The 22,263-nt window shown below is 62.3% G+C and carries 24 protein-coding genes; 14 read left to right on the top strand and 10 right to left on the bottom strand.

The genetic code is table 11. The features are described 5' to 3' along the window. Positions 1–40 precede the first annotated feature (40 nt). The gene (locus EKH55_RS09300) at positions 41–505 is read left to right on the top strand and encodes a DUF995 domain-containing protein (RefSeq protein WP_425353231.1); all 465 of its coding nucleotides are present in this window, start codon (positions 41–43) and stop codon (positions 503–505) included. 87 nt (positions 506–592) lie between these two features. Here the strand turns inward: EKH55_RS09300 and EKH55_RS09295 are convergent, their stop codons facing one another. The 3 genes from EKH55_RS09295 to EKH55_RS09285 form a co-directional block, all read right to left on the bottom strand. Continuing rightward, a complete protein-coding gene (locus EKH55_RS09295; RefSeq protein WP_069458264.1) occupies positions 593–901 on the bottom strand; it encodes a hypothetical protein in 309 nt (102 codons plus the stop codon). Between the two features lie 295 nt (positions 902–1,196). Then, on the bottom strand, positions 1,197–1,988 hold the full coding sequence (locus EKH55_RS09290; protein ID WP_069458265.1) for a formyl transferase: 792 nt from the start codon (positions 1,986–1,988) through the stop codon (positions 1,197–1,199). Positions 1,989–2,106: 118 nt separating this feature from the next. Beyond that, positions 2,107–2,727 carry a DUF1638 domain-containing protein gene (locus EKH55_RS09285; RefSeq protein ID WP_151611393.1) on the bottom strand — a complete coding sequence of 207 codons (621 nt, stop codon included), beginning with the start codon at positions 2,725–2,727 and terminating at the stop codon, positions 2,107–2,109. A gap of 39 nt (positions 2,728–2,766) precedes the next feature. Here EKH55_RS09285 and EKH55_RS09280 point away from each other — a divergent pair, with 39 nt between their 5' ends. Further along, positions 2,767–2,904, top strand: coding sequence for an entericidin A/B family lipoprotein (locus tag EKH55_RS09280; protein WP_151611392.1), 138 nt, complete (start codon positions 2,767–2,769; stop codon positions 2,902–2,904). An 85-nt stretch (positions 2,905–2,989) separates the two neighbouring features. On the opposite strand, the gene EKH55_RS09275 is transcribed toward EKH55_RS09280, so the two are convergent. Continuing rightward, entirely contained in the window at positions 2,990–3,688 is a 699-nt protein-coding gene (locus tag EKH55_RS09275) for a corrinoid protein (protein ID WP_069458268.1), read from the bottom strand. Between the two features lie 582 nt (positions 3,689–4,270). Here EKH55_RS09275 and EKH55_RS09270 point away from each other — a divergent pair. Further along, positions 4,271–5,845, top strand: coding sequence for a trimethylamine methyltransferase family protein (locus tag EKH55_RS09270; RefSeq protein WP_069458269.1), 1,575 nt, complete (start codon positions 4,271–4,273; stop codon positions 5,843–5,845). 107 nt (positions 5,846–5,952) lie between these two features. Then, complete coding sequence (locus EKH55_RS09265) at positions 5,953–6,654, top strand: 4Fe-4S dicluster domain-containing protein (protein ID WP_069458270.1); 702 nt, start codon at positions 5,953–5,955, stop codon at positions 6,652–6,654. A gap of 62 nt (positions 6,655–6,716) precedes the next feature. Here EKH55_RS09265 and EKH55_RS09260 read toward each other — a convergent pair whose 3' ends face one another. Continuing rightward, the gene (locus EKH55_RS09260) at positions 6,717–7,430 is read right to left on the bottom strand and encodes a DUF1194 domain-containing protein (RefSeq protein ID WP_069458271.1); all 714 of its coding nucleotides are present in this window, start codon (positions 7,428–7,430) and stop codon (positions 6,717–6,719) included. Positions 7,431–7,702: 272 nt separating this feature from the next. On the opposite strand from EKH55_RS09260, the gene EKH55_RS09255 reads away from it, so the two are divergent. Next, positions 7,703–9,142, top strand: coding sequence for a LuxR C-terminal-related transcriptional regulator (locus tag EKH55_RS09255; RefSeq protein ID WP_069458272.1), 1,440 nt, complete (start codon positions 7,703–7,705; stop codon positions 9,140–9,142). Between the two features lie 55 nt (positions 9,143–9,197). Here the strand turns inward: EKH55_RS09255 and EKH55_RS09250 are convergent, their stop codons facing one another. The 4 genes from EKH55_RS09250 to EKH55_RS09235 all read right to left on the bottom strand — a co-directional run bounded on the left by EKH55_RS09250 (position 9,198) and on the right by EKH55_RS09235 (position 11,927). Continuing rightward, on the bottom strand, positions 9,198–9,857 hold the full coding sequence (locus EKH55_RS09250) for a glutathione S-transferase family protein (RefSeq protein WP_069458273.1): 660 nt from the start codon (positions 9,855–9,857) through the stop codon (positions 9,198–9,200). Then, on the bottom strand, positions 9,854–10,333 hold the full coding sequence (locus EKH55_RS09245) for an SRPBCC family protein (RefSeq protein ID WP_069458274.1): 480 nt from the start codon (positions 10,331–10,333) through the stop codon (positions 9,854–9,856). The genes EKH55_RS09250 and EKH55_RS09245 overlap by 4 nt, the downstream gene beginning before the upstream one ends. Next, the gene (locus EKH55_RS09240) at positions 10,330–10,707 is read right to left on the bottom strand and encodes an ArsR/SmtB family transcription factor (RefSeq protein ID WP_069458275.1); all 378 of its coding nucleotides are present in this window, start codon (positions 10,705–10,707) and stop codon (positions 10,330–10,332) included. Before EKH55_RS09240 ends, EKH55_RS09245 begins: the two co-directional genes overlap by 4 nt. Positions 10,708–11,033: 326 nt before the next feature. After that, complete coding sequence (locus tag EKH55_RS09235; protein ID WP_151611391.1) at positions 11,034–11,927, bottom strand: LysR family transcriptional regulator; 894 nt, start codon at positions 11,925–11,927, stop codon at positions 11,034–11,036. A 139-nt stretch (positions 11,928–12,066) separates the two neighbouring features. Between EKH55_RS09235 and EKH55_RS09230 the strand changes: the two genes are divergently transcribed. Both EKH55_RS09230 and EKH55_RS09225 read left to right on the top strand, forming a co-directional pair. Beyond that, the gene (locus tag EKH55_RS09230) at positions 12,067–12,684 is read left to right on the top strand and encodes a nitroreductase family protein (protein WP_069458277.1); all 618 of its coding nucleotides are present in this window, start codon (positions 12,067–12,069) and stop codon (positions 12,682–12,684) included. A gap of 119 nt (positions 12,685–12,803) precedes the next feature. Beyond that, positions 12,804–13,790 carry a DMT family transporter gene (locus EKH55_RS09225; RefSeq protein ID WP_225192676.1) on the top strand — a complete coding sequence of 329 codons (987 nt, stop codon included), beginning with the start codon at positions 12,804–12,806 and terminating at the stop codon, positions 13,788–13,790. Between the two features lie 97 nt (positions 13,791–13,887). On the opposite strand, the gene EKH55_RS09220 is transcribed toward EKH55_RS09225, so the two are convergent. Next, the gene (locus EKH55_RS09220; protein ID WP_245314610.1) at positions 13,888–14,559 is read right to left on the bottom strand and encodes an IclR family transcriptional regulator; all 672 of its coding nucleotides are present in this window, start codon (positions 14,557–14,559) and stop codon (positions 13,888–13,890) included. A 249-nt stretch (positions 14,560–14,808) separates the two neighbouring features. Between EKH55_RS09220 and EKH55_RS09215 the strand changes: the two genes are divergently transcribed. The 7 genes from EKH55_RS09215 (at position 14,809) to EKH55_RS09185 (ending at position 22,009) form a co-directional block, all read left to right on the top strand. Further along, a complete protein-coding gene (locus EKH55_RS09215) occupies positions 14,809–15,546 on the top strand; it encodes an SDR family oxidoreductase (protein WP_069458278.1) in 738 nt (245 codons plus the stop codon). Positions 15,547–15,567: 21 nt separating this feature from the next. Continuing rightward, entirely contained in the window at positions 15,568–17,073 is a 1,506-nt protein-coding gene (locus EKH55_RS09210) for a sugar ABC transporter ATP-binding protein (RefSeq protein WP_069458279.1), read from the top strand. 15 nt (positions 17,074–17,088) lie between these two features. After that, complete coding sequence (locus EKH55_RS09205; protein ID WP_151611390.1) at positions 17,089–18,066, top strand: ABC transporter permease; 978 nt, start codon at positions 17,089–17,091, stop codon at positions 18,064–18,066. Between the two features lie 72 nt (positions 18,067–18,138). Further along, entirely contained in the window at positions 18,139–19,083 is a 945-nt protein-coding gene (locus tag EKH55_RS09200) for an ABC transporter substrate-binding protein (RefSeq protein ID WP_069458281.1), read from the top strand. Positions 19,084–19,137: 54 nt separating this feature from the next. Beyond that, positions 19,138–19,980, top strand: coding sequence for an ureidoglycolate lyase (locus tag EKH55_RS09195; protein WP_069458282.1), 843 nt, complete (start codon positions 19,138–19,140; stop codon positions 19,978–19,980). Next, the gene (locus EKH55_RS09190; RefSeq protein WP_151611389.1) at positions 19,977–21,251 is read left to right on the top strand and encodes an L-fuconate dehydratase; all 1,275 of its coding nucleotides are present in this window, start codon (positions 19,977–19,979) and stop codon (positions 21,249–21,251) included. Before EKH55_RS09195 ends, EKH55_RS09190 begins: the two co-directional genes overlap by 4 nt. Further along, positions 21,251–22,009, top strand: coding sequence for an L-fucose dehydrogenase (locus tag EKH55_RS09185; protein WP_151611388.1), 759 nt, complete (start codon positions 21,251–21,253; stop codon positions 22,007–22,009). The genes EKH55_RS09190 and EKH55_RS09185 overlap by 1 nt, the downstream gene beginning before the upstream one ends. Positions 22,010–22,263: the final 254 nt, after the last annotated feature.

Genomic DNA, 22,263 nt, shown 5'->3' with positions numbered 1-22,263 from the left:
CCTTCGCACACTATCGTTGATCGTCGCCGTCGGCGTGGCAATGGGGAGTGCGACATCGCTCGCCGAAGCCGCGGGCGGCCGCGTGAACCCTCAAGGAGCAACACCGCTGACGCACAAGGAGCTCTACAATCTCTACGGCCAAAAGTCGTGGATATGGAAAACGGGTGCGGGATACTTCTCCGTGCGGGAGCGCCGGTTTACCGCCTGGTCGAACGAGAACGGCACTCCCTCCTACGGCGTGGGGCGATGGTTCATCACGGGTCCGGGAAAACTGTGCTTCAGGGCCGAGTGGCACGCCGAGGCCGGCTCTGCTCCGGCAACAACCTGCTTCAGCCATCGCAAGCAGGGCGGCGTCATCCTGCAGAAGCGCGAACCGGCTGGCGAGTGGTATGTTTTCAAGAACGCGCCTGCGAATGCTGACGACGAATTCACCAAGCTGCGGCGCGGCAACTATGTGAGGGCACGTCTCGCCGGGATCGAAGCACGCCTGGACAAGGCCGAATGATCCCAGCCGGCGGACGGCCCGAACAGAGGACCGGTATCAGGATCCTGGTCGCGTGGCTGTGGACCACCCGGGCAGCGCCATCTGCGCCTATCGAAGGAAGCAGCGCGACGTGCTGCCGAAACCACTCGGCGTGCAGATATAGGGTGCGCGCCCCAGATAGGCGGTGCGATCGACTTTGGTTGGCTTTTGCGTGACGGTGACCCGCTTTGTCGCGGGTTGCTCGCTGGCGGAGACGGGGTAGCCGACCTCTTTCGTTACCGATGCGGTCTGAATATCCCGATCCGTCACTGCCGAGCAGGCCGACGCCGTCGCTGCAACGAGCAGGGCGAGAACGCCGCGCACGACAGTGCTGCGGTTGCCGGTCAGCGCGGCCGGATTTCCTGTCTGCGATTTCACGGCTGGGTCTCCTGTTCGCCCCCATCGCACGCATGATAATGGGAAGGGATTAACCGGCGGTGCAGAAAAACGTAAAACTTGACCCATCTGGGCTAATACTGCCGCCTTCTTTAGTTCAAATACGCGCAGCACTCAACAGTGCCGTGCGGCCTTTTGGAGCGCGTTTCGATCCGACTGGACCAGATCGGCGCTCCAACGCTTTCTTTCTGACGCATGATCTTATCGATCCTCGTTTCACTCCGGTCGGATCATGCTCCTCCCGTAGATAAGGGATGCGCAAAGGACGCTGACGGCTCTACCAGATCCCGCGTCGAATGCCGTTCGACAACCAGACCCAGATCGGCGGGTGGTACCACTGCCTCGACGGCGCGTCGACGGCGGCGGACCGGAGCTCTCCGGCGAGTGCATCTTCGACCGCCTGGGCCGCAATGCCGGTGGCAGCGGCGGTCTGCAGCAGCGGGTAGGTGTGCATCGTGTCGTCAGGGCTCGGCACCTGTCGCGTCTGGTAGAGGATGCCGCCAGTGTCGACGCCTTCGTCGACGAGATGCACGGTCGCCCCGAAATTCTCGGCATCGCCATTGACGAGCGCCCAGTAGCCGCCCATCAGGCCGCGATATTGCGGATTGATGCCGGCATGGAAGTTGATGATCGGGCAGGGGATGGCCGCAAGCGTTTCCGGCTTCAGCATGCGGCAACTTATCAGGAAGACGACGGCGGGTTGAAGCGCTTGCAGTTGGCCGTGTGCCTCTGCGTCGTTGATCGACGCAATTGGGTGAACGGGGATTGACGGGTCGGGCTCAGCGGAAACGCCATAGGCGCGCAGAATCGCTTCCGCCCGACGTTGCGTCAAGTGCTTGCCGAAACGTGAGACGATCATCGTCGCCAGTTGACCGAGTGCGGTCGGCCAGCCGAGCTTGCGGGCGCGCCGCCTGACGAAGAGCGCCTTCGGCTCCTGCTGTTCCTGCAGGACGACGACGTCGTCGAAACGAGCGGCAAGGGCATTGATCATGATGTTCGGATTGTCGCCGCCGGCGGTGACGACGACGATGCGTCGGTTGCCCGGGGCTTTCGCCTTTTCGCTTTTCATGACTTTCACCGGTAAACGCGACGCGCCGCAGCAACTTCGGCAAAAAGATATGCGGTCGCAGGCGTTACGGTTGTATTAAGCGGGCGCGGGACAATTGCTGCCGGTCAGGAGGAACCGCTCACGCTTCGGTCAGCGACCGCGTCAGATCGCCATAGCCGGTGTAACGGTACTCGTATTCCAGTCCGAGCATATCGGCGGCGCGACGCGCCTTCGCCTGGAGGGCCTCGTCTTCCACCTGCGACAGGTAGACGAGTTTTCGGTAATGGCCGAAATACATGTCCCTGAGTTCCGGGTGCTTGTCGAGGCCGAGCGGCTCGATGACGAAGGTTTCGAACTGGCGGGCGAGGAAATCGGTAAGGAAAAAGGCGGTGATGTCCTCGTCCCAGCGCTCGGCGAAGGCATCATTGCCCGCGAAGAAGGAATAGCAGTGCGGCCCGGGAATGCGGTCTACGCCTTCCTCTTCGCAGAGCCGGTCGATGAGGCCGCCGGTGCCGCAATCGGCATAGGCGACGAAGATGCGCTCGAAACCTTCCGCGCGCGCCGCGGCGATCGCTTGGCGCAGCCCGGGCACGATCTTTTCCGGGGTGTTGTGCCAGATGGCCGGCAGACAGCTGAGGGTGATGTGGTCCAGCCGGTTTGCCTCACAGATCGCGAGGATCTCGCGCGCGATCGCGCCGCAGCCGATGACCTGGACTTTCATCGATGCATCACGTTCTCTTGCCTCCGGCAGATTTTCCATCTCTATTCGGCCTCGCAATAACGTGAAGGAATCGCGCCTATGAAAACGAAAACGCTCGCGACGGTCGGCATCGTCCTGATGGTTCTCGCAACCTTGACTTCCTGCGGCAACACCATCCGCGGCGTAGGACAGGATACCTCGAATGTCGGGCGCAAGATCGCAAGAGCGACCAACTGATCCGATCCTGTATTCGCCTGAAGCGTAGAAAGCCGGCTGCCGGGTTCATCCGCGCAGCCGGCTTTCTCTTCAAGATAAGGCGGCCTCAGCCGGCGGCAAGCTGGTTGTGCTTGCGCTTGATGAAGTCCTTGGCAGTTTCGACGGCGACCGCAGCATCGCGGCAATAGGCGTCGGCGCCAACGGCCTTGCCGAATTCTTCGTTCAGCGGCGCGCCGCCGACGAGCACGACATAGTCATCGCGCAGGCCCTTTTCCTTCATCGTATCGATCACGACCTTCATGTAGGGCATGGTCGTCGTGAGCAGAGCCGACATGCCGAGAATATCGGGCTTCTCGCGCTCGAGCGCTTCGAGATAGTTCTCGACCGGGTTGTTGATGCCGAGGTCGACGACATCGAAGCCGGCGCCTTCCATCATCATGCCCACGAGATTCTTGCCGATATCGTGGATGTCGCCCTTGACGGTACCGATCACCATCTTGCCGAGCTTCGGCGCACCGGTTTCGGCAAGCAGCGGGCGAAGGATGGTCATGCCGGCCTTCATCGCATTGGCCGAGAGCAGCACTTCCGGAACGAACAGGATGCCGTCGCGGAAGTCGATGCCGACGATGCGCATGCCTTCAACGAGCGCCTTGGTCAAAATGTCGTAGGGCGTCCAGCCGCGATCGAGGAGGATGCGCGTGCCGTCCTCGATTTCTTCCTTGAGACCATCATAAAGATCGTCGTGCATCTGCTGCACGAGTTCTTCGTCGGAAAGGTCCTCGAGAATGATTTCATCGTCTGCCATAGTGGGTTTCCTCGGTTCCTGGCACGGTGATTTCGCACGGGTGGGCACGATCTTGGGCACAATCCGGACGCTGCCCAATCCTTAGCGGGCGATGCCTAAAAATCTCTTTTCGAATGCGACGCCGCATATGACGAAAAGCGACTAGCAAGACATTCACGGGCTACCCACATTCCTTGTGTTCGCCGCAGGTTCTCAGCACAGCCGTGGGGACCCGTTTGCGTAACCTGCTCAGGGCCTCTCGGTTCCATCGGTCCTTCGGCATATTGCCGCCTTACGGCGCGGTGCGCAGCTCCGTTCGCCGCCAGATGCGCTTGATTCTCAAAGGCGGATGCAGTTCGGTAGCCGCCCGTCGGGTGGTTGGCGGGTCTGTGTCGCGCGTCGGCCGAGTGTCTAAGATGCGCCACCCGTTGGCGCATTGAGACCCGTACCGGGCCGGCGGCTTGCTAGCATTATACCGAAATGATGCCGGCGCATGGTCTTGACCACTGGATTCGATCCCGGGAAAAGATTATGCGCCCAATCCGGTCCAGAGTGTTGCCGCGTCTTAACAAGGAGAGACACGGCGGGAGAGGAAACGAGCGAATGAGCGACGTGACAGAACAAGGCGCGGTCGAAGGCGGCGGACGCCGCGCGCGTGGCGAGGGACGGGGAGCGGCGGCACGCCGCGCCTCCCGCACCGGTGGCGGTCCGGGACCGTCTTTGCCCTATATCCAGCGCAAGATTCGCGAATATGAAGTGCTTGACGAAGAGGGTCTGCAGATCATCGAGCGCAATGCCGATATCATACTCGAAGAGATCGGCATCGAGTTTCGCGACGACGCAGAAGCGCTCGAACTCTGGAAGGCGGCGGGCGCCGACGTACGCGGCCAGCGGGTGCATTTCCCGAAAGGCCTCTGCCGCGAGCTCCTGAAGAGCGCACCGAAGGAGTTCACCTGGAATGCGCGCAATCCTGAGCGGAACGCGCAAATCGGCGGCAAGGCGACGGTCTTCGCGCCGGTCTACGGACCGCCCTTCGTGCGCGACCTCGAAGGCAACCGTCGCTACGCGACCATCGAGGACTTCCGCAACTTCGTGAAGCTCGCCTATATGGCGCCGTCCATGCATTCTTCGGGCGGCACAGTCTGCGAGCCCGTCGACGTTCCGGTCAACAAGCGCCATCTCGATATGGTCTACACCCATATGCGCTATTCCGACAAACCCTTCATGGGATCGGTTACGGCGCCCGAACGCGCCGAAGACACGGTGGCGATGGCGAAGATCCTGTTCGGCGACGACTTCGTCGAGAACAACACGGTGACGCTGAACCTCATCAACGCCAACTCGCCGATGGTCTTCGACGAGACGATGCTGGGGGCCGCCAAGGTCTATGCCCGCCATAACCAGGCCTGCGTGGTCTCGCCCTTCATCCTTTCGGGTGCCATGAGCCCGGTGACCGTTGCCGGCACGCTGGCGCAGATCCTCGCTGAAGTGCTCGCCGGTGCATCCTTCACCCAGCTCATCCGCAAGGGCGCGCCGGTGCTTTTCGGCACCTTCGCGGCCTCGATCTCGATGCAGTCGGGTGCACCGACCTTCGGCACGCCCGAGCCGTCGCTCGTCTCCTACGGCGCGGCTCAGCTTGCCCGCCGGCTCGGACTGCCGTTCCGTACCGGCGGCTCGCTCTGCGGCTCGAAGGTTCCGGATGCGCAGGCCGCGCATGAATCGGCGAGCACGCTCAACATGACGCTGCTTGCCGGTACCAACTTTGTGCTGCACTCGGCCGGCTGGCTCGAAGGGGGTCTCGTTTCCTCCTACGAGAAGTTCATGATCGACCAGGACCAACTCGGCATGATGCAGAAGATGGCCGAAGGGGTCGATCTGTCGGAAAGCGCCCAGGCGATGGACGCGATCCGCGAAGTCGGACCCGGCAGCCACTATCTCGGCTGCGCCCATACGCAGGCCAACTTCCAGACGGCCTTCTATCGCTCGCCGCTCGCCGACAACAATTCCTTCGAACAGTGGGAAATCGAAGGCCAGAAGCGTATCGAAGAGCGCGCCAATGCGCTGGCCCGCAGCTGGCTCGAGACCTACGAGGCGCCGTATCTCGATCCGGCCATCGACGAAGCGCTCAAGGACTTCATCGCCAAGCGCAAGGACTCGATGCCGGACGCCTTCACCTGAAAGGCTCCCGAACGCGCCAGGGAGCAAGGCGGCAGGGCGCAGGTCGCGGACATGATCCAGAAGGAGGTCTGGCGCCCGCATTACGAGTTACAGGGGCCGAAACCGAAATGACGGCGGCGTCTGCTTCGGCGGAGCATTCAATCGAAAAGATCCGTGCGGCCCTCCGGCCGCACGGTCTTTTTTTGCGCGGAACGGTGACGTTCGCAAAAGGCGAGGAGGCGCCCTCGCTTGACGGCGGCGCGGCGGCGGCGAGCGTCGCCCTCATCGGCAATATAGGCGGCTCGATCTGGGAGCCTTTCAGCCGTTGGCGGGAAGGTGCCGCGGATGCTGGCGGAACGGACCCGCTCGACAACTGGTCGAAACAGGTGATCCTGCCGGTGGCGGAGGCGACGGGTGTGACGGCCTATTTCCCCTCCGATCCGCCGTGGCAACCCTTCCAGCAATGGGCGATGCGCGCCGAAGGGTTGAAGCAGTCGCCGCTCGGAATTCTCATCCATCCGCGCTTTGGCCTCTGGCACGGCTATCGCGGCGCGCTGGCCTTCGCCCGACCGCTGCCGGTATCGGGCGAGGCGGTAATGGGGCATCCCTGCGATACTTGCGAGGGAAAGCCGTGTGTTGCAGCCTGTCCCGCTCAAGCCTTGGCCTCCGGTAAGTTCGATGCCGTGCATTGCCGCACGTATCTGGGCGTGACGGGGAGGGGTGGCTGTTTTGCCGCGGGCTGTCGCTCTCGCAACGCCTGCCCGGTGGGGTGGGACTATCGCTATCCGGTGGAGCAACTGCAATTCCATATGGCGGCACTGAGCTTTTAGCCGGGGGCTGTGGGCGAGGCGCGTCGTACGAATATGCTTGGCCGCGGCGTGCAGTAGCGGATTTATGGTTCAATGTTCATACTAATTTCAGTCAGCAATTTGCGGCGGAGAGCCCTGGTGTAGTCGCTTGGAGCCGTCGGCCTCATCACGAAAGCCTCGGGACCACCAATGACGCAGTCGGCAAAATAGGATGCCAGCTGGTGGCCAGGATTGTCATCCTGGGCTGGAATGGCAATCGCGTTGATCGTGTACCCTTTGGCAATTGCCTTCCGCCGGCTCGGCTCAACAGGAAGCCCGTCGTTGTTCTCGCCGTTGGCAGAGATGTCGATTATTTTTCTGGTCGCCCTTCCTGGAAACTGATCGAGCAACAGACTTGCAACGTCGATGGCAGAGGAAACCGACGTACCGCCGCGCCCGCTGCGACTGAAGCCAGTGTCCCCGCGCTCGTTGATCACCAGGGCGGCCGCTTCGGCATCTTCAAGCGTGCAGATGCTCGTCCAGGGCAGCACGGTCCTTATGCGCCCCGGGCTCGCCCATTCAATATAAGCAATGCTGATGCAGCCGAGATGGTTGCCGGCAATCGCCGCGACGACCTCGGTCGAAGTAAGGGCAGCGGCATGTCCCTTGCGCTGCAGGTCGGCGGTAGCCGGGTCGACCGAGGATGAGTAATCGACCGCGAAGACGATGGCGGTATCGACATCGGCGGCATGTGCCTGCAGTCCTGAAAACACTGCAACAAGCATCGCCACGAGCCCCAGGAATGAGTTCGCGCTCATTGTTAGCCCTTCCAGCTACCGGTTTACAGGCGGAACACGCCGATCTTTCCAGAACGAGCCCCGCGTTCGAGGCGCGTCGCTCCTGCTTCCAGGCACAGTGGCGATGCGCATTGGAAACAAGTCGCACGGCCCCTTGGCAGATCGCAGCTTATCGCAGGGAAATCTTGCAACGAGTGCATCCGCAGTGCGACCGGGCAGATGCAGTATTCGTCCTACTGCATCTGTAGTATTCTCCCGACGGAAGCGAGGAAGGTTCCTGGGTCGGGGTCACCATGGTGCTGAATTGCGTTTCGAAAGCCCAGGCGCTCGGTGCATTGTCGAACCGCGAGCGTATGATCGCAGAAAAATTCGCGTCCGGCATGACGTATCGCGAAATCGGCAATGCGCTTTTCATCGCCCCGACCACCGTTCGTACGCACCTTGCCACGATCTACGAGAAACTTGGGGTGCACAACAAGGTCGGACTCGCGGCCTACTTCAACAGTGCCTCCGATGTGCAGCCCGATGCTCCTTCACCCTTGGCCGACGCCTTGCCGGTGCTCGCCATATTCCCCTTCGAATGCTTGAATTCCGAAGAACGATGGCTCCGCCTTGCCGACGGGCTGTCGTCAGACATCACGATAGACATGGCGCGCTACGCGGGGTTACCTGTGATTGCCTTCCACACGATGAAAGCGCTGGGCAGCAAGCCTGCCGATTTCGCGGCGGGCGGCGCGGCGTTTGGCGTCACCTATCTCGTTTCGGGCCGGCTGCGCGCGAATGACGAGAGGATTCGGCTGACGATCGAACTTGCCGATATTCGCACTGGCGTCAGCCTGTGGCGTGAGCGCTACGATCGCCCGGTGGAGCAAATTTTCGCGCTGCAGGACAGCCTCGCCGAAAGCATCATCAACCTGCTTGCCGGCAGTTTCGGCATACTTGCCACGGTCGGCCGCAAGGCCATCCGCCGCAAGCCGCCGGCCAGCCTGAGCGCCTACGACTGTTACCTGCTTGCCCTCGAACAGCACACGACGTTCAGCCGCTCCGGGAATGCGGAAGCAATTCGCCTGTTTTCACGCGCGCTGGAGCACGATCCGACCTTCGCCAGTGCCTGGGCCGAGCTCGGCTATGCCTATTCGGTGGAGGCCTGCAACGGCTTCGGCCACGATCTGCCAACGTCGATCGAAAACTGGCGAACGGCGATCGAAAACGCGCTGCAACTCGACCCGACGAACATCTGCGCCTGCGCTTCCCTTGGCGATCTCAGGGCATGCCTAGGCGACCGCGAGGGGGCGGAGCGTGCGCATCGGCGAGCGTTCGAATACGGTTCCAATCACGCCGGCATACTGATGCTGCTGGCTGGCAGCAAGGCTCTTGTCGTCGGCGACCCGTCCGAGGCAATTCCGCTTATGGAGCGCGCAATGCAACTCAATCCGCTGGCCCCGCCTTGGTATTTCGCCATGCAGGGTCGCATTCTCTTCGTCGCGGGCAGGCATATGGAGGCAATTGCGGCGCTCCAAAGAAGCGCGCCACAGTCGCCGGACGTGCTGATGTTCCTGGCGCTTGCGCATGCGGCCGTGGGCGATACGGTCGAGGTGGCCAAAGTCACGGCTCGCTTGAAAGCTGAATTTCCCGAATTTTCCGTGGCACGTTTTATCGCGGGTCGTCCCGTAACGAACCCGGGTGCCGCGCTCGCCATTCGTAATGCCTCCGCATTGGCGGGGCTCGATTGAGTTCTCCCGCCTGGAGCGTCGCGCGTGCCTGGGACGCGAGACGGGGAGGGGCTAGCTAGTCCCGGTCGGGTGCTCCCAACGGAAAGAAGCTTCGATAGGGACGTGCTTCGTCGACGACGCGTGCCACGGAGGAGCGGGACAGCAGCCGTGCCCTGAAGGCGGCGAGCGCGGCATGGCGTTCGGGGATCGGGTGCACCCAGTCCGCATAGAATAGTGCCGGTGCGGCGGCACAATCGGCAATGGTGAACCGGCCGCACGCCGCCCATTCTCTCGCTTGCAGGCGGGGCTCCAGCCAGGCGTAGCATCGATCGAGCAAGGTGCGCGCGTCGGCGACGCCGCGCGGGTCTCGCTCGTTTTCGCCGCGCAGGGCATTACCGACGATCCGCTGCATCGGCGCATGGACATAATCGTCGAACACGTCCGCCATCATGCGCGCTCCCAGCGCTTCGCGCGGATCCTCCGGCACCATCGGCGTTTCGTTCCCATGAAACAGATCGAGATACTCGATCACGGCGTTGCTCTCAGTGATTTCCCTGTCTCCGTCGATCAGAGCGGGAAATTGTCCGGTGGGCGAGAGATCGGTCATGCGCGCCTGGTTCTCCGGATGATCGGGATCGACCATCCGGAATTCGAAGCGCACGTCGCGCTCGTAGAGGGCGATCAGCGGTTTCCATACGAAGGAGGCAAACGGGTGCCCGTATAGTGCAAGCGTCATTGCGTGGCTCCGTTGATTTGAAGGATGGTTTCGATCATGTCGAACTGGAGTCCTGTTCCGTGGCGGCGATCGGCAGTCCCGTCCTTCCCGTCCAGAAACACGATCTGCTCCGTATAGGAGACGCGGGTTCCGTCCCCTTCCGCTTCGAGTGCCAGGCTCGACAAGGTGACCGAATGGAAGCGTCCGGAGTGATAGAGGTCATAGGCATAGACGAGACGCCGGGCCGGCTCGATCAGATGGTAGCGGGCCTCGAAAAGCGTAACCGTGCCGCTCTCGTTGAAGCGGCCTTCCAGCACCTCCAGTCCGCCCACGCGAAAATCCATCGACCGGCGCAGCAACGTCCAACGTTCCGGCGGACCGGTGAACCATTTTGCCTTGAGGTGGGGATCGGACCATGCGCCGAACACCCGGGCGGGCGGGGCCGCCCAGACGCGTTTCAGCGTGAATGTACCGTGAAAGAAAGGCGCTGCCGTCATTGGTGATCTCCTCCCGCCGCCGGGTCCAGAGGTCCGGTTTCACCCTTGAATTCGCCGCTTTCGAGCAGCTTTCCAAGCCGGTCGAACCGGCTCTCCCAGAGCTGGCGGCGCTCGTGCAACCAGCTTTCAACGCGCTCGACCGCCTCGCTGGAGATCCGGCACTCGCGGGTGCGCCCGCGCTTTTCCGTCACAACGAGCCCGCTTGCCTCGAGCACCTGGACGTGCTGGTGGATCGCGGCGAGCGACGTGCCGTAGGGCCTCGCCAGCTCGCTGACGGAGGCGGGTCCCCGTGAGAGGCGATCGAGAATGCCCCGACGCGTGGCATCCGCGAGCGCGTGAAAAGCCAAATCAAGTTGCTCCGAACGCTCAACCATGCACTTAAGTAACGACTCGTCCGGCAAAAAGTCAAGCGATCACTTAAGTATTTGCATGCCAACCGCGACGCCTGCGCCGCGGTCAATTCCGGCGCCGTCTCGTGCCTGAAAGCAACTCCTCTCTCGGCGGCACGGCGGCAGGCGCTCTGCGCGCACAGAATGAGAGGGCTCCATCGAGCCGGTCGCGCCGTCTGTTGCCAATCACCCGGGCGGCCTTACACGCCTCGCCTGGTCGCAGATGGGGGATCAGCGAAGCCCAGTTCGAACGCCCGCCTTGCGGGAGATTCCGGATCTTCACCGGCCCCGATCGCTGCATGGCCATAATCTCAGCTCTCGTCCTGCATCTCATCGACGAGGAAATCCACGAAGGCGCGCACCTTAGGCAGGACAAACTGACGGGAGGGGTAGACAACATAGATTGAGGTCTCGACCGGCGCCCAGTCGTCCAGCGCCGTCGTGAGCCTTCCTTCCGCGATGTCCTTTTCCACATAGATTCGCGGAATGAGGCTCAATCCGAAGCCAGCAAGCAGGGCGTCGCGGACTGCAAGACTGGTCGTGACCTTGTAGCGGCCGCTGATCGCCACCCGCGCAGTGCGCCCCTCCCGCGCAAAAGACCATTCCTGAACATGGCCGGAGAGCGTGAACTGCACGCAATTGTGCGAACGCAGATCCTCCGGCTCGCGCGGCCATCCGGCGCGCGCGAAGTAGTCCGGCGAGGCACAGATCACATGCTCTAGCGTCATCAGCTTGCGCGCGATCAGGCTGGAATCCTCCAGCCGGTCGGTGCCGCGAATGGCGAGGTCGATCCCCTCCTTGACGAGGTCAACCCGGCGATCCTCGAGCTTCAGGTCAAGTGTCAGATCGGGATAGCGGCCCAGGAAGCCGACAATCGCGTCCGACAGGCGTGTCAGCGTGAAGGCAATCGGCGCACTCACGCGCAACAGACCACTCGGCATTCGCTGCATGGGCCCGAGCGAATCGTCGGCTTCTGCAAGATCGTCAAGTATGCGGGCGATCTGCTCAAAGTAGCGCTCACCGGCTTCCGTCAGGCTCATGCGGCGCGTGGTGCGGTTGATTAGCCGCACGCGCAAAAACGCCTCCAACTCCCGAATATTCTTGCTGACGGAAGCGGGCGAAAGCCCCATCCGTCGCGCGGCTTCCGCGAAAGAACCCTGCTCCACCGTTTGGCGAAACACCTTGATGGCCTGCAATTGATCCATGGCGATTATTCACTAATGGTTGTTAGTACTCGTACTGGATAGAGGATTATCGAGATGATGGGAAGGAATAACATCGACCTCGTCAGCGGCGCACCCGCCAGGACAAAAAGAACCATACGAATGCCAAAGGTCGAGACAGATGAAGAATCCAATCATTGCCGCTATCGAAAGCCGCGTCTCCACGAACCTGTTCGATGCCGACAAGGCGCTTACGGATGAGCAGATCGAAGAGCTTGCAAGGCTGGCGACGCGCGCACCCACCGCCTACAATCTCCAGAACTGGCGTTTCATCGCCGTCAGAACAGCTGAGGCGAAAGCGCGCCTTCGCGCCGCCGCCTACGGGCAGGCCAAGGTGACGGAGGCCGCGGTCACGTACATCGTTTGCGGACAGCTGCCCTCGCACACCGTCATGGACGGGCGCCTCCGGCCATCTGTCGAGGCGGGCTTCATGCCGGCGACGATGGTCGGCGCCTGGGCGGAGGCGGTGGAAAGCACCTATGGCGACAATCCGCAAATGCAGCGTGACGAGGCGGTTCGCACGGCAACACTCGGCGCCGCCTTTCTGATGTTCGCGGCGGAAGCGTACGGGCTTGCCACCGGGCCTATGGTCGGCTTCGATCCAACGGCGGTTGCGCGCCAATTCGGTCTTGCCGCCGACGAGATCCCCGTGGTGCTGATCGCGGTTGGCTACGCCCGGGAAGGCAATTGGCCGCAAAAACCGCGACTGCCGGTTTCCCACGTCCTGGAAACCATCTGAGCCCACGTGGCATTGCTTACCCGGCACCATAATTCGCCGCCGGCCAAAGGCCAGACCAGGTCGCGCGTTCCATGGAGGCCCGGAGCAGGAAGCGGTAGTACCGATGAAGGAGAAGAACAATGAAGGACAATAGTGTGGCCGGCGCGCATGTGGGGATGCTGCTCTGGGCCTTGATCGTCGGTGCGTCCTTTCCGGTCGTCGGCCTCCTGAGCGATGGGCTCCCGTCGCTGCTTCTGACGGCGATGCGCTTTGCGATCGCCGCACTTGCGATGCTGCCGATGGCATGGCGCGCGGGCCCGGCGGTGCCGAACCTTGAGGGCGGGCTGCTTTATGCGGTCATGGGGCTCTGCCTTGCCGGCTTTTTCGGCGTCATGTTCTGGGCTGCCCATCGTGTGAGCGCAGTTTCCATGTCGGCGCTTTTCGTTTCCATGCCGCTACTGGCTTACGGGCTCGGCCGGGTTTTCGGTGTGGAAACGCGCGCCCATCGCCTGCTGGCAATTCTCGTACTGGGGGCGGTCGGGGCCCTGGCGCTGGCGCTCGCCCAGAGCGGCGGCGATCTGGCGAAACTGCAGTTCGGCTGGGGCGAGATGGCCTTCTTCCTGGGATGTATCGCGTCGGCGCTTTATCCGGTCCTGTCGAAATGGGGGCTGGGGCGGGGCATCCTGTCGCCCGACGCGGCCGTACGCACGTTCTGGAGCCTGGCCGCGGGTGGCGTTCTGATCGGCCTTGTCGGATTTATCGCCGAGCCGGTTGCCGCAATGGGGCGAATGCGTTTGGGAGACGTGTTGCTGGTCGCCTATCTCGGTGTCTTTTCAAGCGGGGCCACCTTCTGGCTGATGCAACGTGCGACCGGCGCGCTCACGCCGGGGGCGGTTACAGCGTATAGCTATCTTGTCCCGTTCGTTTCAATGCTGGTGCTGTTCGCGATGCGGCCGGACGTCATCGGCTGGCAGTGGCTGCCGGGCAGCCTGCTCGTGATCACGGCGATAGCTCTACTCTTTCGCGGTGCGGCGGGGCAGCCTCGGCCACAATCGCGGTCGACGGGCTCAGTGGATGACGAGCGCGTGGCGTGCGCGGGCGCAACTTTGCCGGAGAAGCACCGCTAGAGCGCGTTTCGATCTGAGTGGATCAGATCGGCGCCCAAACGCTTTGTTTCTGACGCATGATGTTATCGACCCTCGTTTCACTCGGTCGGATCATGCTCTAACGGGAACATGAGAGTTCAGCCGACAACTGCAACAATTTCGCAAGCGTTTTACTCCTTGCTTCGCTATCCCTGTCGGCGGGGTGCTCGATGAATGCGCAAGTCAGGACAGCGAACGCTTCTCCGCCCGGATCGCAGATTGGCGCGCTTATGTCTGTGACGCCCACGAGGTAACCTGAGGGGCCAAGACGAAAACCGGCGGCTCGAATCTCCTCGAGATGCGCGCCTATCTCGGCGAGATGCTGTTCGGGCTGCTTGCAGCCCCAGTATTCCAGGGCCTGAACCCGTCTCTCGGGACGTTGAAAGGCAATCAGCGTAAGACCCGAGCCCGTCGTGTAAAGGTCGAGTTCTCCGCCTACGCGGGCTCGGAACTCCCAGTGCCCCTTTGGGCTCGCCTGCGCGACGATGAGACCGTTTCCGGCCTCCGGCACTACGAGATGGCAGGCTTGCCCCGTCTCGTGGGCGAAATTGTCCATCAGCGGCTGGGCCTGTGCGATGAGGCGCCGTGTTGGAGGGTGACGGTTGGCAAGCAGGAACATCTTCATCGTCAGGGAATAACGATCGCCGCCTTCGGAACGGGCGACATATCCCCGTGCGACGAGCCTTTCGAGCATGCGAAAGATCTGCGAGGGGCTCAAGCCCATTTCGCGCACGATTTCCGTTCTGGTCATGCTGCCGCTTTGTTCGGCCAGAATCTCGAGGATATCCAGCCCCTTATCCAAGGCAGGCGCTCTGTATTTGTCGTCCTGTTCCTGCTCTCCACCCAATCCATTCACCGGCTTCTTATCCACGCGTCGCTTCCTTCCAAGCCCGCTGATCAACCTCTTTCGAGAGGAGATAGCACGATTTTCTCTTGCCAGGGTATTTCTTATGTGAAATATCATTCCATATACGAACAACATCGCAGATGGGAGGAGACCATGCGGCTGCAAGGAAAGACGATTCTTGTCACCGCGGCCGGGCAGGGGATCGGGCGCGCCAGCGCCTTGGCCTGCCTGAAGGAAGGTGCGAACGTCATCGCAACGGATGTGAATGAATCGCTTTTTTCAGGCCTGGACGGCATGGAGACCGCAGCGCTGGACGTGAGGGATCCGGAGGCCATCAAGATCCTTGCATCTCGCGTCGGCCCCTTGGACGGGCTTTTCAACTGCGCCGGTTTCGTTCACCACGGCACGTTGCTGGACGTAACCGACGACGATTGGGCCTTCAGCTTCGATCTGAACGTGACAGCAATGATGCGCCTTGCGCGCGCCTGCCTTCCGGGCATGCTGGAGCGCGCTGCCGAAACCGGATCGGCGTCCATCCTCAATATGGCCTCGATGGCTTCGTCCATTAAGGGCTTCGTCAACCGGACGGCCTATGGCGCCAGCAAAGCTGCCGTCATCGGCCTGACGAAGGCTGTTGCCGCCGATTTTGTGAAGCACGGCATCCGCTGCAACGCCCTTTGCCCCGGAACGGTCGATACGCCGTCTCTGCGTGGCCGGATCGCCTCGGCCGCCGATCCGATCCAGGCGGAAAAGGATTTCATCGCGCGTCAGCCAATGGGGCGCCTGGCGACCGTGGACGACATCACCCCCATGGTCGTCTTCCTTCTTTCCGACGAAAGCCGCTTCGTGACCGGTCAGGCCGTGCTGGTCGACGGCGGCGTCACGATCTGAATGCGGCGGGAAGCACGAACCATGTCCGACATCGTTCGAATGGAAGCCATCGAGAAGGCCTTTCCCGGAGTGCATGCGCTCAAATCGGTCAACTTCGATCTGCGCAGGGGCGAGGTTCACGCCCTGATGGGCGAGAATGGAGCCGGCAAGTCGACGCTGATGAAGGTTCTGTCCGGCGTCTATACCCCGGACAGCGGGCGCATTCTCGTCGACGGGCAGGAAGTCCATCTGCCTACGCCCAGGGCGGCGCAGGAGCTTGGCATCGGCATCATCCATCAGGAACTGGCGCTGATGCGCGACCTGAATGTCGCGCAGAATATCTGGATCGGCCGCGAGCCGCGCCTGCGGTTCGGACGCATCGACGAGGCCAGGCTGAATGCCGATGCGGCGGCGATATTCGCCGGCATGAATATCCGGATGAGCCCCCGAACGCCGGTTGCGGAACTCACCATTGCCGGCCAGCAGATGGTCGAGATTGCCAAGGCGCTTAGCCATCATTCCCGCGTGCTCATCATGGACGAGCCGACGGCGGCGCTGAACGACGCCGAAATTGCCGAGCTCTTCACCATCATCCGCCGCCTGAAGGCTGAGGGCGTCGGCATCATCTACATCAGCCACAAGATGGACGAGATCAAGCGCATAGCCGATCGCGTGACGGTCATGCGCGATGGCGCCTATGTCGGTACGGTCGCGGCCGAGGACACGCCGATCTCGAGGATCATCTCCATGATGGTCGGACGGGAGTTGAAGGATGAGGTCGCGGCCATTCCGGACCTTTCCAACGCCGAAACGGCGCTGGAGGTCCGCAATGCCAGCCGCGGCCATCAGTTGAAGAAGATCAGCTTCAGTCTGAAAAAGGGCGAGATCCTCGGCTTCGCCGGCCTGATGGGCGCCGGGCGCACCGAGCTTGCCCGCGCCATCTTCGGTGCCGAGCCGATCGACAGCGGTGAGATCCTGGTGCACGGCAAGCCCGTGCGCATCACGAGCCCGGCGCAGGCGGTACGCGCCGGCATCGGCTACCTCTCCGAGGACCGCAAGCATTTCGGGCTGGCGCTCGGCATGGACGTGCGCGCCAATATCGCGATAGCGAGCCTCGGGCGCCATTGCGATGCGATCGGCCGCGTCGACGAGAGAGCGCTCGGTCGTGTGGCCAAGGACTATATCGGCAAACTCGATATCCGCACGCCGGGCGACCGGCAGGAGGTTGGGCTGCTGTCGGGCGGCAACCAGCAGAAGGTGGTCATCGCCAAGTGGCTGCTGCGCGACTGCGACATTCTGATTTTCGACGAGCCGACGCGCGGCATCGACGTCGGCGCAAAGGCGGAAATCTACCGCCTGCTCAAGGAACTGGCCGCGCAGGGCAAGGCAATCATCGTCATTTCCAGCGAGCTGCCGGAGGTTCTGCGGCTTTCCCATCGCATCGCCGTGATGTGCGAGGGGCGTCTGACCGGCATCCTGCCGGGCGGAGCCGATCAGGAAAAGATCATGGAACTGGCAACGGAACGTAACGGCAAGACGGCGGCCTGAGGGAGAAGCGCAACCATGGGTGTAAAGCAAAGCGGGCGCGGCGGCGCACAGCAGAAACTCCTGGCCTTCGCCAGCCTCATCGTGCTGGTCATCGGCTTCTCGCTGGCCAGCCCCAACTTCTTTCAGGTCTCCAACATCATGGCGATCCTGCAGGCGACTTCGGTCAACGGCGTCCTTGCAGTCGGCGTGACGCTGATCATCATCACCGGCGGCATCGACCTGTCCATCGGTACGCTGATGACTTTCTGTGCGGTGATGGCGGGCGTGGTGCTGGCCTGGGCGGGCATGCCGCTGCCGCTCGGCGTCTTGACGGCGATCGCGACCGGCGCCGTGTGCGGCCTTTTCTCCGGCAGCCTCGTCGCCCGGATGAAGATCCCGCCCTTCATAGCGACGCTCGGCATGATGCTGGTGCTGAAAGGCCTGTCGCTGATCGTCACGGGCACCAAGCCAATTTATTTCAACGACACGCCCGGCTTCACCCTCATTGCGCAAGGCTCGATTATCGGCGAGCTAATCCCGGCCTTCCCGGTGCCGAACGGCGTGCTGGTGCTCTTTCTCGTTGCGGCCGTTTCAGCGTGGATTCTCGGGCGGACGGTGCTCGGCCGCTACACTTTCGCACTCGGCTCCAATGAGGAGGCTGTCCGGCTCTCGGGCGTCAACACGGATTTTTGGAAGATCGCAATCTACACGCTGGCTGGCGGAATCTGCGGGATTGCCGGCTTGCTCATTGCCAGCCGCCTCAATTCGGCCCAGCCGGCGCTCGGCCTCGGTTACGAGCTCGAGGCGATTGCCGCAGTGGTGATCGGCGGCACCAGCCTTGCCGGCGGCCGCGGCACCATACTCGGCACCCTTATCGGCGCCCTGATCATGTCGGTTCTGACCAATGGTCTGCGCGTCCTGTCGGTTGCGCCGGAATGGCAGACGGTCGTCACCGGCGCGATCATCATCATCGCCGTCTATGCCGACCAGATGCGCGTCCGCGCCCGCAAATAAGGCCGCAGGCGGAGACGCTCCGGTCAAAGCTCACCCCAACCTTTCAACCGTGAACACCAAGGAGGAGATACCATGTTCACAAGACGAACCCTGCTCGGCGCCGTAGCCGCGCTTTCCCTGATGGCCGGCGCCACCGGTGCCGTCGCCCAGGACAAGCTCTATGTCCCGCTGATCTCCAAGGGCTTCCAGCACCAATTCTGGCAGGCGGTGAAGGCCGGCGCCGACCAGGCTGCGGCGGAATTCGACGTCGAAGTCACATTCGAAGGGCCCGACAGCGAAAGCCAGGTCGACAAGCAGATCGATATGCTCGCAGCCGCGCTGGCGAAAAAACCAGCCGCCATTGGTTTTGCGGCGCTGGACAGCCAGGCGGCCATTCCGCTGCTGAAACAGGCGAACGACGCCGGAATTCCAGTTATCGCCTTCGACTCGGGCGTCGACAGCGATATCCCGCAGACCACCGCCGCAACCGATAACGCCGCCGCTGCAGCGCTCGCTGCCGACACTCTGGCCGAACTGATCGGCGATGCCGGCAAAGTCGCTGTCGTGGCGCATGATCAGACCTCACGCACCGGCATCGACCGACGCGACGGTTTCGTCAACCGTATGAAGGAAGCCCATCCGAACGTCGAAATCGTTGCTATCGAGTACGGCGGCGGCGACCAATTGAAGTCGACGGAAATCACCAAAGCGATCCTGACGGCAAACCCCGACATCAAGGGTATCTTCGGCACCAATGAAGGCTCGGCCATCGGTGTCGTCAACGGCGTGAAGGAGCAGGGCGCCAAGGTGGTTATCATCGGCTACGACTCGGGCAAGGCCCAGAAGGATGCGATCCGTGAAGGTCTGATGGCGGGTGCAATCACACAGAACCCGGTGGGCATCGGCTATGAGACGGTCAAGGCCGCCGTCGCCGCCGCAAAGGGCGAAAAGATCGAGAAGACCATCGATACCGGCTTCTACTGGTACGACAAGGACAACATCGACTCGCCGGAAATCTCCGCCGTTCTCTACGATTGATCCGATCAAACCCGCCGGGGGCCCGCGCCCCCGGCGCCAGCAAATGGGACAACGATGAAACTGCTGCGCTATGGCCCCAAGGGCCAGGAAAAACCGGGCCTTCTCGACACCTCCGGCCGAATTCGGGACCTTTCGGTCCATGTGGACGACATTGCGGGCGAAGTGCTTTCCCCCGAGGGCCTGAAGCGCCTGGCCGCCATCGACCCGGGCGGACTGCCGCTCGTCGACGGCACTTCGCGCCTCGGCCCCTGCGTCGGTGGGGTGGGCAAGTTCATCTGCATCGGGCTGAACTACGCCGATCACGCCGCCGAAACCGGCGCTGAGATTCCGAAGGAGCCCGTCGTCTTCAACAAATGGACGAGTGCGATCAGCGGGCCGAATGACGACATCGAGATACCGCGTGGCTCCGTGAAGACCGATTGGGAAGTGGAACTCGGTGTGGTCATCGGCAAGGGCGGCCGCTACATTGAGGAACAAGATGCCCTTTCGCACGTCGCGGGCTTCTGCGTCGTCAACGACGTCTCGGAACGCGAATGGCAGATCGAGCGCGGGGGTACCTGGGACAAGGGGAAAGGGTGTGACAGCTTCGGCCCGATCGGACCATGGCTCGTCACGCCCGACGAGGCTGGCGACATCGGCAATCTGGGCATGTGGCTCGAAGTCGACGGCCATCGTTTCCAGAACGGTACGACCGCAACAATGATCTTCGGCGTCGCGCATCTGATCAGTTATCTCACGCGTTTTCTGTCCCTTCAGCCAGGCGACGTGATTTCAACGGGCACGCCACCGGGCGTGGGGCTCGGACAGAAGCCGCCGGTATTTCTGAAGGGCGGAGAAGTCATCCGGCTCGGGATCGACGGGCTCGGCGAGCAAACGCAGAAGGTTGTCAGGGCATGAAGATTACCGGTCTCCGCACGGTGGACGTGCGATTTCCCACCAGCCAGCATCTGGACGGATCGGATGCGATGAACCCCGATCCCGACTACTCGGCCGCCTATGTCATTCTCGAAACGGACGGCACGCACGAGGGACACGGCTTGACCTTCACCATCGGTCGCGGCAACGAGATTTGCGTCGCGGCCATCGAGGCGCTGCGCCCGCTCGTCGTCGGCGTCGACATGGATTGGGTGGCAGCGGACATGGGTCGCTTCTGGCGCCATATCACGTCGGACAGCCAGCTGCGCTGGATTGGTCCCGACAAGGGCGCCATCCACCTCGCAACGGGTGCCGTGGTCAACGCCGTCTGGGACCTGTGGGCGAAGATCGAGGGCAAGCCGGTCTGGCAGCTTGTCGCCGACATGAGCCCGGAGGAACTCGTTCGTTGCATCGACTTCCGCTACCTCACCGATTGCATCACCCCAGAGTGGGCGCTCGATTTCCTGACGAAACAGGCGGAGGGCAAGGCCGAGCGCATCGCAACGCTCAAGGCCGAAGGCTATCCCTGCTATACGACCTCGGCCGGCTGGCTCGGCTATGACGATGCCAAGCTGCGGCGTCTTTGCCGCGAGGCCGTCGACGCGGGCTTCAAATACGTCAAGATGAAGGTCGGCCGTGATCTTGCAGACGACATTCGCCGCCTGAGGATCGCCCGCGACGAGGTCGGTCCGGACGTCAACCTGATGATCGACGCCAACCAGGTCTGGGAAGTCGACGAGGCGATCGACTGGGTCAGGAAGCTTGCATTCGTGAACCCCTGGTTCATCGAGGAGCCGACGAGCCCCGACGATGTGGAGGGTCACCGCAAGATCCGCGAGGGCGTCGCTCCGGTCCAGGTCGCGACCGGCGAAATGTGCCAGAACCGGATTTTGTTCAAGCAATTCATCATGCGTGGCGCAATCGACGTCGTTCAGATCGACAGTTGCCGCCTCGGCGGGGTCAATGAAATCCTCGCGGTGATGCTCATGGCTGCCAAGTACGGCCTGAAGGTCTGCCCGCATGCCGGCGGCGTCGGATTGTGCGAATATGTCCAGCACCTCAGCATGATTGATTATCTCTGCATTGCCGGAACCCGCGAGGGCCGCGTGATCGAGTATGTCGATCACTTGCACGAACACTTTCTCGACCCGTGCGTGATCCGCAATGCGGCCTACATGCCGCCCGCCAGGCCGGGGTTTTCGATCGAGATGAAGCCGGAGAGTCTCGAAACCTACCGGTTCAGGGTGGCTTGATGGATCTGCACCTCGAGCAAAAGGTCGTCGTCGTGACCGGCGGCGGTTCGGGCATCGGAGCCGCGATCACGGAGGTTCTTTCGGAGGAGGGGGCGAGACCGGTGGTGATTGCCCGGCGTCCTCCGGCAGACGAGTGGCTCGCGCGCACCGGGGCCGATTTCATTCAGGCGGAACTGGGTGACGACGATGCGTGCCGGGCAGCGGTGGATGTCGTCCGGAAGCGCCATGGAGCCGTTCACGGCCTCGTCAACAATGCCGGCGCCAATGACGGTGTCGGGCTCGACAAAGGACCGGACGCATTCCGCGCCAGTCTCGACCAAAACCTGGTGCACTACTATATGATGGTCCATCTGCTGCGCGACGACCTGCGCGCCACTAAGGGAGCCATCGTAAACATCAGCTCAAAGACTGCGCTCACCGGGCAGGGCGGCACGTCCGCTTATATCGCGGCCAAAGCCGCACAACTCGGCTTGACTCGGGAATGGGCCGTCGAGTTCCTGCCCGACGGCATCCGCGTAAACGCCATCGTCGTGGCCGAAGTCATGACGCCTCTCTATCGTCGCTGGCTCGATACGCTCGCAGACGGCGATGCGGCGCTCGCGGACATCACCGCCCGGATACCCCTGGGGCGGCGAATGACCACGGCCAGGGAGATTGCCGACACATGCGCATTTCTTCTGTCCGATCGGGCCAGTCACACCACTGGCCAGTGGATTTTTCCGGACGGCGGATATACGCATCTGGATCGGGCAATATAGGCCATCAATCCGGTCGTCTCCTGGCTTCTTAGCTGTATTGGATCGGTTGCAGCCGTAGCCAAGAGGCTGGCGCATCGGCCGAAAGTACCCGATTTTCGGAAAGCGCGATGCGCAGACTGAAAAAGTTGCGGCGATTCTTGCGCGTCCGAAAGGACGCGCGGCGCTGTAGCAGGCGTCAGGTTTTCACCGGGCGCCGAGAAGGTTCGCCGCATCAAATCGCCGCAATTTATGCGATCCTCCGCATGACGATTCCT

Source organism: Sinorhizobium alkalisoli (genome assembly GCF_008932245.1).
Lineage (GTDB): Bacteria > Pseudomonadota > Alphaproteobacteria > Rhizobiales > Rhizobiaceae > Sinorhizobium > Sinorhizobium alkalisoli.
Note: the sequence above shows the minus strand (reverse complement) of the source record. Positions and strands in the feature narration are given on the sequence as shown.

What these genes read in the sequence shown, in the direction of transcription:
- EKH55_RS09300 (WP_425353231.1), top strand. Translation starts at nt 41, where the DNA reads ATGGGGAGTGCGACATCGCTCGCCGAAGCCGCGGGCGGCCGCGTGAAC.
- EKH55_RS09210 (WP_069458279.1), top strand. Translation starts at nt 15,568, where the DNA reads ATGTCCGACATCGTTCGAATGGAAGCCATCGAGAAGGCCTTTCCCGGA.
- EKH55_RS09290 (WP_069458265.1), bottom strand. Translation starts at nt 1,988, where the DNA reads ATGAAAAGCGAAAAGGCGAAAGCCCCGGGCAACCGACGCATCGTCGTC.
- EKH55_RS09245 (WP_069458274.1), bottom strand. Translation starts at nt 10,333, where the DNA reads ATGACGGCAGCGCCTTTCTTTCACGGTACATTCACGCTGAAACGCGTC.
- EKH55_RS09240 (WP_069458275.1), bottom strand. Translation starts at nt 10,707, where the DNA reads ATGGTTGAGCGTTCGGAGCAACTTGATTTGGCTTTTCACGCGCTCGCG.
- EKH55_RS09265 (WP_069458270.1), top strand. Translation starts at nt 5,953, where the DNA reads ATGACGGCGGCGTCTGCTTCGGCGGAGCATTCAATCGAAAAGATCCGT.
- EKH55_RS09255 (WP_069458272.1), top strand. Translation starts at nt 7,703, where the DNA reads ATGGTGCTGAATTGCGTTTCGAAAGCCCAGGCGCTCGGTGCATTGTCG.
- EKH55_RS09225 (WP_225192676.1), top strand. Translation starts at nt 12,804, where the DNA reads ATGAAGGACAATAGTGTGGCCGGCGCGCATGTGGGGATGCTGCTCTGG.
- EKH55_RS09190 (WP_151611389.1), top strand. Translation starts at nt 19,977, where the DNA reads ATGAAGATTACCGGTCTCCGCACGGTGGACGTGCGATTTCCCACCAGC.
- EKH55_RS09195 (WP_069458282.1), top strand. Translation starts at nt 19,138, where the DNA reads ATGAAACTGCTGCGCTATGGCCCCAAGGGCCAGGAAAAACCGGGCCTT.
- EKH55_RS09200 (WP_069458281.1), top strand. Translation starts at nt 18,139, where the DNA reads ATGTTCACAAGACGAACCCTGCTCGGCGCCGTAGCCGCGCTTTCCCTG.
- EKH55_RS09185 (WP_151611388.1), top strand. Translation starts at nt 21,251, where the DNA reads ATGGATCTGCACCTCGAGCAAAAGGTCGTCGTCGTGACCGGCGGCGGT.
- EKH55_RS09260 (WP_069458271.1), bottom strand. Translation starts at nt 7,430, where the DNA reads ATGAGCGCGAACTCATTCCTGGGGCTCGTGGCGATGCTTGTTGCAGTG.
- EKH55_RS09285 (WP_151611393.1), bottom strand. Translation starts at nt 2,727, where the DNA reads ATGGAAAATCTGCCGGAGGCAAGAGAACGTGATGCATCGATGAAAGTC.
- EKH55_RS09270 (WP_069458269.1), top strand. Translation starts at nt 4,271, where the DNA reads ATGAGCGACGTGACAGAACAAGGCGCGGTCGAAGGCGGCGGACGCCGC.
- EKH55_RS09230 (WP_069458277.1), top strand. Translation starts at nt 12,067, where the DNA reads ATGAAGAATCCAATCATTGCCGCTATCGAAAGCCGCGTCTCCACGAAC.
- EKH55_RS09275 (WP_069458268.1), bottom strand. Translation starts at nt 3,688, where the DNA reads ATGGCAGACGATGAAATCATTCTCGAGGACCTTTCCGACGAAGAACTC.
- EKH55_RS09235 (WP_151611391.1), bottom strand. Translation starts at nt 11,927, where the DNA reads ATGGATCAATTGCAGGCCATCAAGGTGTTTCGCCAAACGGTGGAGCAG.
- EKH55_RS09250 (WP_069458273.1), bottom strand. Translation starts at nt 9,857, where the DNA reads ATGACGCTTGCACTATACGGGCACCCGTTTGCCTCCTTCGTATGGAAA.
- EKH55_RS09220 (WP_245314610.1), bottom strand. Translation starts at nt 14,559, where the DNA reads ATGACCAGAACGGAAATCGTGCGCGAAATGGGCTTGAGCCCCTCGCAG.
- EKH55_RS09215 (WP_069458278.1), top strand. Translation starts at nt 14,809, where the DNA reads ATGCGGCTGCAAGGAAAGACGATTCTTGTCACCGCGGCCGGGCAGGGG.
- EKH55_RS09205 (WP_151611390.1), top strand. Translation starts at nt 17,089, where the DNA reads ATGGGTGTAAAGCAAAGCGGGCGCGGCGGCGCACAGCAGAAACTCCTG.
- EKH55_RS09280 (WP_151611392.1), top strand. Translation starts at nt 2,767, where the DNA reads ATGAAAACGAAAACGCTCGCGACGGTCGGCATCGTCCTGATGGTTCTC.